Consider the following 14,422-nt stretch of genomic DNA (forward strand, 5'->3'; position numbering starts at 1 on the left):
GGAGTGCTAAACAGTGTCGACACAACAGAGAATATTCGAACTGGATGCTTTACGTGGATTCAGTTTGTTAGGTATTGTATTGATGAATATATTGACATTTAGTATGCCATATGAGGAATCATTTTTACCGGATTTAGTGAAAGGGATAGATCAAAGTATATTAAGAGTTATTACACTGTTTGTAATCAGTTCTTTTTATCCTATTTTCACCTTTTTATTTGGTTATGGTTTAGCCATTATGTACAAACATAGTCAGAGAAGAGCGATGAAATATTATCCCTTTATTTATAGAAGATTAACTTTTTTATTAATATTAGGTGCATTACACGGTTTTTTACTATTTTCAGGAGATATTTTGTTCAGTTATGCATTTACAGGGATGATTGCAGTATTATGTATTAAAAAAAGTAGCAAGAAACTCTTTAAAATAGGTGTTATTTTATATGCAATAAAAGTATTTATCTTAATTTTACCTACTTTTTTAGTAACATACTTAGATGATCCATATAGTACTATTAATATAAGCGGATTTAATGTTTCTGAAATCGTCAATCTAAAGCAAAGTGGCGAATATTTTAACTATTTAAAAGTAAATGTTGTAGAAAACACCTATAATATTATAGATACAATAACTTTTTCTGCATATTTTGAATTTTTACCGTATGTGTTTTTAGGAATGGCAGCACAAAAATACAACTTGGTTGAAAAGGTACAATTCGCACAAAATCGTCATCGTCACGTTTTATATGCATGCCTTATGTTAATTGTTGGATACGCTTTTAAAATGCCATATGTAGTGGACATTGGAAACCAAGCTTTTGCAATCATTAGTGCTATGATTGGTGGGCCACTTGTAGCGTTTGGCTACATATTATTATTTATCTATTGTTGTCGATTTAAGCAATTTTCCAAAACCGTAAATATCTTTAAATACCCAGGAAAATTGAGTCTAACAGTATACTTAATGCAAAGTTTTATTTTTACATTTATTTATGTAGGTTTAGGTTTATATAATAAGTTACCACTGTATGAATCTTATTTAATCGTATTGGTTGTATATAGCTTACAACTAATTTTCTGCTATGTGTATCTGAAATTTTATAGGTACGGCCCTATTGAATGGTTGTGGCGTAAAGTGACTTATTTAAAATAACGATACAATATCATGTCTATGTTTATTGAATTTTTTGAAAATAATGGGTATTTATTTGTGATTTGTTACTAAATATAGTTATAATATGTAATAAGATATAGATGAGGAGCTGATATTGAATGAAATTTCTATCATTCAGACATAATGAACAGACATCTTATGGTGTGAAAGTTAAAAGAGAAGAAGCTGCTTGGGACTTGAAAAAAGTCTTTGCAGATTTTGCGGAAGGGGACTTTCATCCTAAGACATTATTGAATGGTCTTCAACAAAACCAAATATTAGATTTCCAAGAACAGGTTCGTAAAGCAGTCGTTGCGGCAGAAGATAGTGGTAGAGGTGAAGAATATAAAGTCGCATTTGCAGATATTGAATTATTACCACCGGTCACGCCAACAAATAATGTGATTGCTTTTGGACGTAATTATCAAGACCATGCTAGTGAATTAAATCATGAGGTACAACGTTTATACGTCTTCACAAAAGCAGCTTCATCGTTAACTGGTGATAATAGTGTAATACCAAATCATAAAGATATTACAGATCAGTTAGATTATGAAGGTGAACTGGGTATTGTGATAGGTAAATCTGGTGAGAAAATTCCTAAAGCTTTAGCACTTGACTATGTATATGGCTATACAATCATTAATGATATTACTGACCGCAAAGCCCAAAATGAACAGGATCAAGCATTCTTATCTAAAAGTTTAACTGGTGGTTGCCCAGTTGGTCCATATATAGTAACTAAAGATGAATTACCGACACCTGAAGATGTAAATATTGTAACTAAAGTAAACAATGAAATTCGTCAAGATGGTAATACAGGAGAAATGATTCTTAAAATCGATGAATTGATTGAAGAGATTTCGAAATATGTAGCATTACATCCTGGTGATATTATTGCTACTGGTACACCAGCTGGTGTGGGGGCAGGTATGACACCGCCTAAATTTTTACAACCAGGTGATGAAGTAAAAGTAACGATTGATAATATTGGTACTTTAACAAATGTCATAGCAGAAAAATAATAATAAATGAATTAGGCTAATTATAATAAGTTAGCCTAATTTTTTTGATATAAAGTAATGATGTTGCTATAAATTGAAAATGAAGATAAAATGTGAAGTGCAGAACTTTTTTTGAAAAATATTTACTTTTTCAGTATGATTAAAAAAGTACGCTTTTAATTTTATAATTAAAAGTAACAATGTATTGATATTTTTATAAAGTAAAAATAGTGTGGGGGTATTAAATATGTTACATATGCATATTGCAAGTTGGGTATTGCTAATTATCTTGTTTTTCGCTGCTTATTTTAATTTCTCAGAAAAGCAAGGTGCGACACCTTATTTTAAACCAATTCATATGTTATTAAGGTTATTCATGGTTTTAGTCTTAATTTCAGGATTCTGGATTTGGATTCAAGCATTTGGTGATGGAAATTCAGGCGGGCACATGTTATTAACATTGAAAATGATTTGTGGTGTGGCTGTCGTAGCATTAATGGAAGTTACAGTTACAAAACGAAAAAAAGGACAAGCAAGTCATGGTATGATGTGGAGCACGATTGCAGTTATTATAATCACTATCATTATTGGGGTTATTTTACCGCAAGGCCCAATCACACAAATGTTTGGTATGTAATATAAAAAGCGGAGACATTAAGCTTAAGTAGTTCAGTTTTGGAGTACAAAATGACAAAATGTACTTCAAAATGGACTACTTTTTTCATTTTAACTTACATACCAAATTACATACAAAATGATTTATAAAATGCAATTGAAAATGATAATTGAATGAAAATTTGTGATTTTGTGGTATTATGATAATATAACTTATAGAAAAAATTGCTTATTCAACTAACGGGCAGGATAATGAGAAAAGGTTTTTTGATAGAAATAAGAAATTAGATGGTAAATTAGTTAAAAAGGCTGTGTTATAAATGAAAGTTTCTTTGATTGCTGCGATGGATAAGAATAGAGTGATTGGCAAAGAGAATGACATTCCTTGGAGGATTCCCAAGGACTGGGAATATGTTAAAAATACTACAAAGGGACATCCGATAATATTAGGTAGGAAGAACCTTGAATCAATCGGAAGAGCCTTACCTGACAGAAGAAATATTATTCTGACGAGAGATAAGGGGTTTACCTTTAATGGTTGTGAAATTGTTCATTCAATAGAAGATGTTTTTGAGTTATGTAAAAACGAAGAAGAAATTTTTATTTTCGGAGGAGAACAGATTTATAATTTGTTTTTCCCTTATGTTGAGAAAATGTACATCACAAAAATACATCATGAATTCGAAGGAGATACTTTTTTTCCAGAAGTGAATTATGAGGAATGGAATGAGGTATTTGCCCAAAAAGGGATAAAGAATGATAAAAATCCGTATAACTACTATTTTCATGTATATGAAAGAAAAAACTTATTGAGTTAACGGGTGCGTTAATTGAAGAAGAACAGTAAAGATAAAGCACAAGAGCTTGGGATTACTCCAAGCTCTTTTTGTCATTTGAAATAAATTATATCTTTCCAATCAAATTGTTTATCTGTAATCCCTAATCTTTGAGCAGGTGTCAAAACCTTTTTATCCGCTGATTTAAAAGGGCGACAAAAGTTGTAGTAAGTTCTTAGAATTGTAATCGCAAATTGAGCATACTTCGGATTGAAGTTAGCGTAAATATAGCTCTTCTTATCACCACGAGCTGTTGTTAATGGTCTTTCAAGAGATGATATATAACGTCTTATCTGTTGAATAAAGCTATTGGTCGAATGGTCATTAACATTTAATAGCATCTTTGCGATTTCGTTTGGTTCCAGAGCAGATAAATCCGTTCTACAATCAACTGAATAAAATCCTTTATCCTTAGTGGCTAATGGATGTTTGATAGGGTTATCGGCATATTTGCGATATCTTTCTCCATCTTTACTAATAGCCTCTTCGTGGAATTGATGACTTGTTAGTAATTCAGTTAGATAATGAGATGCCAAAGTCCGTAGAAACTTTGTTTTGAATCCTCTGATATCTCCCCAATCGAGCAGTTCTGCTTTTGCTTGTCCGAATTCTTTTAAGCATTGTTTTCTGCTTTTCGTCTTGTTAACTTGGCAAATAAAATGATGTGCATCGCTCAACCTTAATTCTTTCGTGAATACTCTATAAAAGGCGTTTCTAATAGAGAAGTCATCATCACTAATCATTCGCCATTCGTCGGCATTAACCATTTGTTTAATTAACCAATAGTGAGCAGTTGTAGTATAAGGAGCATCAACATTTAAACCATCGACAAATCTACTCCTATTAGTAATTTTCCCTAATTCGTGAAGATAAGCATTCCTATTTTCGCTATCGTTAGCGGATGGTTCTTGTGGATAATAAGACCAATCTAACCTATCATTTTTACGACTAAAAGTATTGAGATGGTCTTCTTTGAATTTTCTTGTATCTTCATTTAATTCATCCATTGAAATATTCCAATCATAGGCAACATCAGAACGGAACACATATCTTGATAAGACCTCAGCAGATACAACTATATACGTTTGCATATTAAGGTCTTCAAACCCCGTATATTTCTTTGAACCTTGTCCTTTCTTACGGACGTTATTTAGGTAGTAGTGCATCTTGTCCGTATTAAGCCACATCTCGTTAAATTTCTTTGTTTGAAGGGGTTGTGTCTCATATCGTTCTAAAAACTCCAAACAACGCCTATACAGCCACTCCAGCTTATGATAGTAGGTTCCAACTCCAATTCCTAAAATATCACAAGTACGACTGACTGAAACCCTTCCAACAACCATCTTAGCGAACATTGGAAGAATGGTGTTCTTTTGTTGGTGATAAGTAGTGGTTTCTTCTCTTTTTGGTAGAACATTAGTGAACTTCTTACACGCCTTACATTGATAGCGTTGAGATTTGCCCCTACTTTTCCCCCTTTTGTAAAATTGCTTCGGCTCATTGAATGGGGTTGATTCTTCTTCCGAGCAGCCTTCTTTATGAAATTGATAATCTGGCTCAACATCTTGGATGCTATTGATTTCTATAAGGCGTTTAATTTCTTCAACAACAGACCAATTAGATAAAGGGGTTACTGTACAGTTTTGCGATACACCTCTGCCAATAGGATTGTCATTGCAGTACATACCTTTATGACCTTTATCTTTGGAACTACCAGTCATTTTATATCGACTTGGTTTCCCTTTTACATCTTTGAATTTGTGCTGTTCTTTCCCAAAATTACAACAAAACGGATTGATGCAGTAATTATATTGAATGGGATATTCAGAACCGTTCCATTTAAAAGACGTTGGCAAGAACAACATTTTGTTATACCTTGTTGCAAATCGTTTTGGAGTTAATAAATCATATTGTTTAGCCCTATCTTTTAATTCTTCGTTTGAAATCGGAATTTTAACATCTACAATTTCATCTTCCTTCGTGGCTAATCTTTTAAGCTTGGTCATTGTCTATCAACCCACTCTATCTTTGATACCCATTTTTTCAACAATCCGCTTATTACTTCGCTTGTTGGCAATCCATTCAATAAACTTCTTATCGTCTAAAATGTTCAATAAGAATTCATCCACTGCTTCGCTTTCAGTACGCTCTGCATATTCAGCGTATTGCTTAACTATCACCCTTACTTGCTCTGATATTTCCCAATCCACAGACTTAGCGTTCTTATTTTTTGGCTCAAGAAATTGCATAGGAAAATGCACCCCTTTTTGCTTAGTAAATTGTAACCATTTTAACACACCAATTTGCATTCCTACAATAATTATTTCACGTTCGCATTTTTATATACATTTTAACTTACATTTTGTGGTGTAAATTAACAACAAACGTTGATTTAACAATAAAAAACGAGTATCAAATTCAGTTGCAATTTGATACTCATTTAGGTTTACATTTTCACTTTTTGTACTCCAAAACTGAACTACTTACATTAAGCTGTCTCCGCTTTTTATTTTCACGTATTAAATTAGCTGAAATTATTTGTTGCGCGCTTTATAACCAATCATATTGATAATATCTTTTGGTCGACTATAAGGTGGGGCATAGGAAACTTCAAACTCAGTAAGTTCATCTATTGTCAACTTATGCAACATTGCCATAGATAAAACATCTATACGTTTATCTGCACCATTTTTTCCTACTGCAGCAGCTCGAATAATGCGTCTGCTTGATTTATCGAAATAAACACGTAAATGTAACTTAGTATTTCCTGGGTAATAGCCCGCGTGTTCTCCTTGGTTAGCTTCTACCATTTCGTAATCAAAGTTATCTAATTCTTGTGGTGTTACGCCAACGCTGGCAAACGTATAATCAAAGAATTTTACAATATTTGCACCCAAGTAACCTTTAAAGTGTATAGATGCATTACCAGCTAGTTGTTCTGCTATAATACTCGCTGCTCTATGAGCACCCCATGCTAATGGTACGTGTGCATTTAAGTCCACATGACGATAATGTGAAGTAATAATATCACCTAAAGCATAAATGTTTTCAATGTTAGTTTGGAACTGATCGTTTACTGGAATATAACCCTTACTGTCTAAACTTACATTTGATGATTGAATAAATTCGGAATTAGGTTTTACTCCAACCCCTTCAATAATCAAATCATAGTTTTCAACTTTACCAGATTTGAAATGAACTGTATTACCATCCACTGATTGAATTTCTTCATTTAAACGATAATTGATATCTCTCGCTTCCATTTCATCAAAAATGGGTTGATTCATATCGCTATCCATTAACTTGTTTACATGAGTTGAACGGTGTATCAATGTGCTTTCGATACCTCTATGGTGTAAATTGTCTAATATTTCTAAACCTATATATCCTGCACCAACGACAAGGGCAGTTTTAACGTTTTGCTGTTCTATAAATTTTTCAATGACATCAGTATCTTCCATATTTCTTAATGTAAAACTGATATCACTGTTTAAGTTTAAAGTATTCGCACTGCACCCTGGACTTAAAATTAAAGTGTCATAATCTTCTTCAAACGTTGTATTGTCACGTTTATTATAAACAGTAATTGTTTGCGCTTTGTCATTAATTGCAGTTACCTCGTGGTAAGGTTTAACAACAATTTTTTTAGAATCATAGAAAGACTCGGGTGTAGCTTCTAATACTTTGTCTCTTGAATCTACGACATTTCCTAAATAATAAGGTAGTGCACAGTTAGCAAAACTCATATCTCTATCTTTTTCAAAAACAGTTATTTCACTCTCATGGTCTAGTCTTCTGATTTGGCTAGCAACGGTTGCACCTCCAGCAACAGCACCCACCACTACAATTTTATTCATAGTATTATTGCCCCCTATAAATTTAGTGTTTAAATATGTGATTCTACTACTGTTTCATACGATATATTTAAATGAAAGAAATCGTTTAAATAGCGACCAATGCCATCTTCATTATTTGAATAAGTCACATGATTGGCTACATGTTTTAGTTCATCTAAACCATTTCCCATAGCAATACCATGTTTTGCATATTTTATCATTTCTAAGTCATTATCTTCATCGCCGAATGCAATAATATGGTTTCTGTCTACATCTAAATAAGTTTTCACATAATCTATGCCTCTAGCTTTACTAATTCCTTGTTTTACGATTTCGATTACTGGGAAAGGTGAGCCCCATCTTCGGTGTTCAATATTTTCTGCATAGAAACGGGTTAGCATTTGTTTGATTCTAGGAATCATAAATTCTTCAGCTTCAACTAAAATGGAAGTAGGCGATTCATTTAAGGAGTAAAGTAAGTCACCAGTTTCAATTTTAGGATTTCCCATTGAAAAACCATCGAATAATTTTTGGTCAAAATTATTTAAAAAAACATAATCTTTTACTTCAGCAATAATATTGGAGACACCAAAGTTGTTCAGTGACTGAATGATTTCATGTGATAAGTCTAAATCCAGTACTTCATGTTTATTTTGGAAATGATCATCTTTTGGATGGTGAACGAATGCACCATTAAAGTTAACTACAGGAGTATCCATATTTAGTTCATGGTAATAAATTTGACTGGCTCTGTATGGTCTGCCTGTTGCTATCATTAGTTTGTGTCCTTGCTTTTGCAATGTAGTTAAAACCTTTTTTGTATAAGGTGTAATTTTCTTGTCATCGTTTAATAGTGTTCCGTCTAAGTCTAAACAAATTAAATAAGAACTCATGTAAATCTCCTTTGAATTTAATAAATGATGTATGAACATCATAGCATTTTATTGGCGTTTTGTAAGATATTTGATATATTGTTAGTATGATTAAATACGAAGAGGTGAAAAGTATGGACGAAGGATTAAAAGATAGCATACTAAATGCTTTAGAGATGGTCATAGACCCTGAGTTAGGAATCGATATTGTAAACTTAGGTTTAGTATATAACGTAGATGTTGATGATGAAGGTTTATGTACAGTGGAAATGACGTTAACTTCTATGGGTTGTCCGCTTGGACCGCAAATTATGAACCAAGTAAAAATGGTCTTAGCAGAAATTCCAGAGATTTCAGATACAGAAGTAAATATTGTTTGGAGTCCACCATGGAGTAAAGAAATGATGTCACGCTATGCAAAAATAGCGCTAGGCATAGGTTAATATATAGATTAGAGAACTAGTTTAAGTAACAATGCGATGAGATACGTATTGCTAACTTAAGCTAGTTTTTTTATTTAAACAACATATACCCACTTTGTGTCAGGCTATTTTAAAATTATTTATTTCTATCGTTCAATTCATTAAAATAATTGCAGTTGTATTACATTAGTATTACAATGGCTAGGTAAATAAAATAGATGTTTATGTAATTTTAGGAAAGTTTGTGGGAAAATGAACAATAATCTTGAAAATTGTCGTGTGAAACGTAGCACGCGATACATGCCAGGTTTAGATGGTTTAAGGGCAATTGCAGTGATTGGTATTATTATTTACCATCTAAATAAGCAATGGTTAACCGGTGGATTTTTAGGTGTTGATACATTTTTTGTTATTTCGGGATATTTAATTACTAGTTTACTGTTAAATGAATATGAAGAAACAGGGATAATTAATTTAAAAAACTTTTGGATAAGACGTTTTAAAAGATTGATACCTGCATTATTAACTTTAGTATTTGTTGTCATTGTGGTAACACTGGTATTAAAACCAGACGAAATTATTAATATTAAAAAAGATGCAATAGCAGCAATTTTTTACTTTTCAAATTGGTGGTACATCGCTACAGATGTCAATTATTTTGAACAATTTGCTTTCATGCCATTAAAACATTTGTGGTCTTTAGCAATTGAAGAGCAATTTTACATAGTTTTTCCAATTCTTTTTATATTCCTTTTATTAGCTTTTAAAAAATATCGTAATGTTGTTTTGATATTTTGGATTATTTCGTTAATTTCTTTACTAGTGATGATAAGCATTTCACAACCACATATGTCTCATTCTCGAGTTTATTTTGGTACAGATACAAGACTTCAAACTATGTTATTAGGCGTCATATTAGCGTTTTTATGGCCTCCGTTCAAGTTGAAAAAACATCCGAAAAAGACATTAACGCATATCATAGATGGTATTGGTGTTTTTGGTATTTTCATCTTGCTTTTACTTTTTTATAAAGTTAATGATAATAGCGATTGGATTTATAATGGTGGTTTTTATTTAATATCTGTAATGACATTATTTGTCATAATGAGTGTTGTTCATCCATCAGGTTACTTTGCTAAAGTCATAGGAAATCCTATTTTTGTTATGATAGGTAAAAGGTCCTATAGCTTATATTTATGGCATTTTCCAGTGATTAGTTTTGTACATTCATATTACGTTGATGGACAATTACCGAGTTATGTGTACTTATTAGATATCATATTGACAATTATTTTAGCAGAATTATCGTATCGTTATATTGAAACGCCTTTTAGAAAAAAAGGTTTCAAAGCACTTTCTATAAAATTAAACAAAAAAATACCATTAGTAAGAACAGCTGTTTTATTAATTTTTATGATTCCAAGTTTATTTGTTTTAGCTGGTAGCTTTGATAAATTAGGAAAAGATATGGTTTCAGATAAAAAAACTACGTTTAAGACTAATGAATTTGATAAACAAATAGTGAGGCCTATACCAATTGATGATGTAAACTTTTTTGGTAAATCAAATGCTAAAAAAACCTCCAAATCAGAAGTTTTTACAAATATTAAACCACTGCTCATTGGTGACTCAGTGATGGTTGATATTGGTGAGAATTTTAAAAAAAGGGTGCCCAATGCACAAATTGATGGTGAGGTTGGTCGTAATCTTTACGATGTCGCTCCACTTGTAGAAAAACATTATCATTCGTTTAATAAAAAATCAGATAAAATTGTACTAGAGCTTGGTACAAATGGAGATTTTAGTAAAGAACAATTAGATACGTTAATCAATAAATTCGGGAATGCTCAAATTTATTTAGTGAATACGAGAGTTCCGAGAAGTTATGAAGGCCATGTGAATAAATTGATGACAGATGCTGCACACACACACAAGAATGTAACGCTTGTTGATTGGTACAAACGCTCTGAAAATCATACAGAATACTTTGCACCAGACGGTATTCATTTAGAACCAAAAGGTGTAGAGGCATTGACGGATGAAATTTTAAAACATATAACTAGCAATGCAAAATAAATTAAAAACTTAGAGAAATATGAAATCAATGAAGCTTAACTAACAAGTAAACGCCAATTTTTGTTAAAATTGGCGTTTACTTTGCTTTTGAACATCTATAATAGAAAACTGTCATTTGAAGATGTACTTTAAATGACATATATTTACCATTAATGAATTAGCATAGTTGATATTAATACTTTCTATCTTGTTTCTTGATTGGGTAATCGTTTGCGCTCATATCCCTTCTAGTCATGAGTCCATGGCTATTAAATTCCCAATGTTCATTACCATGGGTACGCATCCATTGAGTTGTTGAAGCATCATACCATTCATACTCAAATCTAACTGAAATACGGTTATCGGTGTAACACCATAATTCTTTCATCAATTTGTAATGAAGTTCTTTATTCCATTTTCTATATAAAAAAGATTTGATTGCTTCTCGGCCTTCAAAAAACTCATTACGATTTCTCCATTGTGAATCAAGTGTATAAGCGAGACATACTTTTTCAGGATCTCTAGTATTCCATGCATCTTCCGCCAATTTAACTTTTTCTAAAGCTGTCTGTTTATTAAACGGCGGCGTTGGCTTTTTGATTACATCTTTCATATAGATAACCTCCAATCTTGTATATTTACAATAATGCTAACATAGCTTTAAAGTAATGAGGAATGTCCTATTGTTGAAAATATAAATATTGCTATAGAATTTAATAGCTTTATATTATTTATCTAGATGTTTTAACATATATGTATCTGGTAAAAGTTATGATATAGTAAGCGTTCAAAACTTATAAAAAATAATTGAAAAACCAACCCTTTATTGTTGATTATTGCCGAGAAGCGTAATATAATATAAATAAGGTCAAAGAAAGTCAAAGTCAAACTTACTTTATTGATCAATCATTAAATGGTGAGGTGAATCAATTTGGATATCAATCAAATGACCTATGCAGTCCAAAGTACATTACAAAATGCTATTAAACTGGCTAAAATAAATGAAAATCAAAATATTGAAATTGAAGCTGTATTATCAGCGGCATTAACAGAAAGTGAAAGTTTATTTAAAAGTATTTTTGATAGAGCGCATATAGACACTGATAAATTAGATCAATCATATAAAGAAAAGCTTAAAAAATATCCATCCGTTCAAGGAGATAATGTCCAATATGGCCAATATATAAGCCAAAATGCTAACAATTTATTAAATAAAGCTGAATCTTATATGAAAAAATATGAAGATGAATATATATCTATGGAACACATCGTATTAGCTGCTATTGATATAGATGATACGACTAAACAATTTGTAGCAAATAAAAAAGAAGTTATTGAAGAAATTATTAAAAAAGTTAGAGGAGGCAATCACGTGACATCACAAAATCCAGAAGCAAATTATGAAGCTTTAGAAAAATACGGTCGTGACTTAGTTGAAGAAGTACGTCAAGGAAATATGGACCCTGTCATTGGTCGTGACGAAGAAATTCGTAATTCAATCCGTATATTAAGTAGAAAAACTAAAAATAATCCTGTTTTGATTGGTGAACCAGGTGTAGGTAAAACAGCAATCGTCGAAGGGTTAGCGCAACGTATCGTTCGTAAAGATGTGCCAGAATCATTGTTAGATAAAACAATTTTTGAACTTGATTTAAGTGCACTTGTGGCTGGAGCTAAATATCGAGGAGAATTCGAAGAAAGATTGAAAGCAGTACTTAAAGAAGTCAAAGACTCTGACGGCAGAATTATTTTGTTTATTGATGAAATTCATATGCTTGTAGGTGCTGGTAAAACTGAAGGGGCTATGGATGCAGGTAATATGCTTAAACCGATGTTAGCTCGTGGTGAACTACATTGTATTGGTGCGACTACATTAAATGAATATAGAGAATATATTGAAAAAGACTCAGCTTTAGAGCGTCGTTTCCAAAAAGTAAATGTATCTGAGCCTAATGTAGAAGATACAATTTCTATCTTACGTGGTTTGAAAGAACGTTACGAAGTATATCACGGTGTTCGTATACAAGATAAAGCATTAGTAGCAGCAGCTGAATTATCAGATCGGTATATTACAGATCGATTCTTACCGGATAAGGCAATAGATTTAGTAGACCAAGCATGTGCGACGATACGTACTGAAATGGGCTCAAATCCAACAGAATTAGATCAAGTGAATCGTCGTGTTATGCAGCTGGAAATTGAAGAGTCGGCATTGAAAAATGAATCTGATAATGCTAGTAAACAGCGTTTACAAGAGCTACAAGAAGAACTAGCGAACGAAAAAGAAAAACAAAGTTCTATTCAATCACGTGTTGAAGAAGAAAAAGAAAAAATAGCTAAGTTGCAAGAGAAACGTTCAGAATTAGATGAAAATCGAAAAGCTTTAGAAGATGCTGAAAACAACTACAATTTAGAAAAAGCAGCGGAATTACAGCACGGTAAAATTCCACAATTAGAAAAAGAATTACGTGAACTAGAAGATGCTTTCCAAAATGAACAAAATGAAGACAATGACCGCATCATTCGTGAAATTGTTACCGATGAAGAAATTGGTGATATTGTTAGTTCTTGGACAGGCATTCCAGTATCAAAATTAGTTGAAACTGAAAGAGAAAAACTCTTGAACTTATCTGATATACTTCATGAACGTGTTGTGGGACAAGATAAGGCTGTAGATTTGGTTGCAGACGCAGTTGTCAGAGCACGTGCTGGAATTAAAGATCCTAACAGACCCATTGGCAGCTTCTTATTCCTAGGCCCAACTGGTGTGGGTAAAACAGAATTAGCGAAATCTTTAGCATCAACTTTATTTGATTCAGAAAAACATATGATTCGTATTGATATGAGTGAATATATGGAAAAACATTCTGTTTCACGTTTAATAGGTGCGCCTCCAGGTTATGTTGGACATGAAGAAGGCGGTCAACTGACTGAATCAGTACGACGTAATCCTTATTCAGTCATTCTGTTAGACGAAATAGAAAAAGCACATTCAGATGTGTTCAATGTGTTGCTTCAAATATTAGAAGAAGGTCGTTTAACTGATTCACAAGGTCGAGAAGTAGACTTTAAAAATACAATAATTATCATGACGAGTAATATAGGTTCACAAATTTTATTAGAAAATGTAAAAGATACAGGTGTAATAACTGAATCAACAGAAAAAGCAGTTATGAATAGTTTAAATCAATACTTCAAACCTGAAATCATTAATCGTATGGATGATATCGTATTATTTAAACCATTATCTGTAAATGATATGAGTTTAATTGTTGATAAAATTTTAACACAATTAAACATTAGACTGATGGAACAACGTATTTCAATTGAAGTTTCTGACAAAGCTAAGACTTGGTTAGGTGAAGAAGCATATGAACCACAATTTGGTGCAAGACCACTTAAAAGATTTGTTCAAAGACAAATTGAAACACCACTTGCACGCAAAATGATTAGAGAAAATCTACCAGAAGGTACGTTAATAAAAATAAATTTATCTGATGATGGTTTAACATTTGAAGAAATTAAACCAGAAATGATATAAGAAGAAATAAATAGAAAATAGTGTTTGCGCATCATCGCTATTAAAATATGCCCATAAATGATTTGGAGAAATTCATTTATGGGCTACT

At 32.1% G+C, this 14,422-nt stretch carries 12 protein-coding genes; 7 read left to right on the plus strand and 5 right to left on the minus strand.

Features of this window, described 5'->3' with window-relative positions; translation table 11 throughout:
* Nucleotides 1-13 precede the first annotated feature (13 nt).
* The 4 genes from KA830_RS06405 (at nt 14) to dfrG (ending at nt 3,590) form a co-directional block, all read left to right on the plus strand.
* A complete protein-coding gene (locus tag KA830_RS06405) occupies nt 14-1,153 on the plus strand; it encodes a DUF418 domain-containing protein (RefSeq protein WP_046208039.1) in 1,140 nt (379 codons plus the stop codon).
* A 119-nt stretch (nt 1,154-1,272) separates the two neighbouring features.
* Complete coding sequence (locus KA830_RS06410) at nt 1,273-2,178, plus strand: fumarylacetoacetate hydrolase family protein (RefSeq protein WP_210134145.1); 906 nt, start codon at nt 1,273-1,275, stop codon at nt 2,176-2,178.
* A gap of 226 nt (nt 2,179-2,404) precedes the next feature.
* Nucleotides 2,405-2,794, plus strand: coding sequence for a YisL family protein (locus KA830_RS06415; RefSeq protein WP_046208041.1), 390 nt, complete (start codon nt 2,405-2,407; stop codon nt 2,792-2,794).
* A 298-nt stretch (nt 2,795-3,092) separates the two neighbouring features.
* Nucleotides 3,093-3,590 (plus strand): trimethoprim-resistant dihydrofolate reductase DfrG, encoded by a 498-nt coding sequence (gene dfrG / locus KA830_RS06420; protein ID WP_000868795.1) that lies wholly within the window; start codon nt 3,093-3,095, stop codon nt 3,588-3,590.
* Nucleotides 3,591-3,661: 71 nt separating this feature from the next.
* Here the strand turns inward: dfrG and KA830_RS06425 are convergent, their stop codons facing one another.
* The 4 genes from KA830_RS06425 to KA830_RS06440 form a co-directional block, all read right to left on the minus strand.
* Nucleotides 3,662-5,614, minus strand: a complete 1,953-nt coding sequence (locus KA830_RS06425) for a hypothetical protein (RefSeq protein WP_000163792.1) — start codon at nt 5,612-5,614, stop codon at nt 3,662-3,664.
* A gap of 6 nt (nt 5,615-5,620) precedes the next feature.
* Nucleotides 5,621-5,917 (minus strand): hypothetical protein, encoded by a 297-nt coding sequence (locus tag KA830_RS06430; protein WP_002311824.1) that lies wholly within the window; start codon nt 5,915-5,917, stop codon nt 5,621-5,623.
* Between the two features lie 225 nt (nt 5,918-6,142).
* Entirely contained in the window at nt 6,143-7,465 is a 1,323-nt protein-coding gene (locus tag KA830_RS06435) for a CoA-disulfide reductase (protein WP_204179784.1), read from the minus strand.
* A gap of 29 nt (nt 7,466-7,494) precedes the next feature.
* Nucleotides 7,495-8,337 carry a Cof-type HAD-IIB family hydrolase gene (locus KA830_RS06440; RefSeq protein ID WP_046208043.1) on the minus strand — a complete coding sequence of 281 codons (843 nt, stop codon included), beginning with the start codon at nt 8,335-8,337 and terminating at the stop codon, nt 7,495-7,497.
* A gap of 113 nt (nt 8,338-8,450) precedes the next feature.
* On the opposite strand from KA830_RS06440, the gene KA830_RS06445 reads away from it, so the two are divergent.
* Nucleotides 8,451-8,759, plus strand: a complete 309-nt coding sequence (locus KA830_RS06445) for a metal-sulfur cluster assembly factor (protein WP_019469047.1) — start codon at nt 8,451-8,453, stop codon at nt 8,757-8,759.
* A 231-nt stretch (nt 8,760-8,990) separates the two neighbouring features.
* Nucleotides 8,991-10,814 carry an acyltransferase family protein gene (locus KA830_RS06450; protein ID WP_204179785.1) on the plus strand — a complete coding sequence of 608 codons (1,824 nt, stop codon included), beginning with the start codon at nt 8,991-8,993 and terminating at the stop codon, nt 10,812-10,814.
* A 172-nt stretch (nt 10,815-10,986) separates the two neighbouring features.
* Here KA830_RS06450 and KA830_RS06455 read toward each other — a convergent pair whose 3' ends face one another.
* Nucleotides 10,987-11,406, minus strand: a complete 420-nt coding sequence (locus KA830_RS06455) for a nuclear transport factor 2 family protein (RefSeq protein WP_064209435.1) — start codon at nt 11,404-11,406, stop codon at nt 10,987-10,989.
* Between the two features lie 318 nt (nt 11,407-11,724).
* On the opposite strand from KA830_RS06455, the gene clpB reads away from it, so the two are divergent.
* Nucleotides 11,725-14,334 (plus strand): ATP-dependent chaperone ClpB, encoded by a 2,610-nt coding sequence (clpB, locus tag KA830_RS06460; RefSeq protein ID WP_204179786.1) that lies wholly within the window; start codon nt 11,725-11,727, stop codon nt 14,332-14,334.
* Nucleotides 14,335-14,422 lie beyond the last annotated feature (88 nt).

The organism is Staphylococcus sp. GDY8P119P (assembly GCF_017892075.1).
In the GTDB taxonomy this organism is placed as follows: domain Bacteria; phylum Bacillota; class Bacilli; order Staphylococcales; family Staphylococcaceae; genus Staphylococcus; species Staphylococcus ureilyticus.

Excerpts from the sequence above, each read along its gene's own strand:
- dfrG (WP_000868795.1), top strand. The coding sequence starts at position 3,093 with ATGAAAGTTTCTTTGATTGCTGCGATGGATAAGAATAGAGTGATTGGC.
- KA830_RS06410 (WP_210134145.1), top strand. The coding sequence starts at position 1,273 with ATGAAATTTCTATCATTCAGACATAATGAACAGACATCTTATGGTGTG.
- KA830_RS06440 (WP_046208043.1), bottom strand. The coding sequence starts at position 8,337 with ATGAGTTCTTATTTAATTTGTTTAGACTTAGACGGAACACTATTAAAC.
- KA830_RS06445 (WP_019469047.1), top strand. The coding sequence starts at position 8,451 with ATGGACGAAGGATTAAAAGATAGCATACTAAATGCTTTAGAGATGGTC.
- KA830_RS06450 (WP_204179785.1), top strand. The coding sequence starts at position 8,991 with ATGAACAATAATCTTGAAAATTGTCGTGTGAAACGTAGCACGCGATAC.
- KA830_RS06415 (WP_046208041.1), top strand. The coding sequence starts at position 2,405 with ATGTTACATATGCATATTGCAAGTTGGGTATTGCTAATTATCTTGTTT.
- KA830_RS06425 (WP_000163792.1), bottom strand. The coding sequence starts at position 5,614 with ATGACCAAGCTTAAAAGATTAGCCACGAAGGAAGATGAAATTGTAGAT.
- KA830_RS06455 (WP_064209435.1), bottom strand. The coding sequence starts at position 11,406 with ATGAAAGATGTAATCAAAAAGCCAACGCCGCCGTTTAATAAACAGACA.
- KA830_RS06430 (WP_002311824.1), bottom strand. The coding sequence starts at position 5,917 with ATGCAAATTGGTGTGTTAAAATGGTTACAATTTACTAAGCAAAAAGGG.
- KA830_RS06435 (WP_204179784.1), bottom strand. The coding sequence starts at position 7,465 with ATGAATAAAATTGTAGTGGTGGGTGCTGTTGCTGGAGGTGCAACCGTT.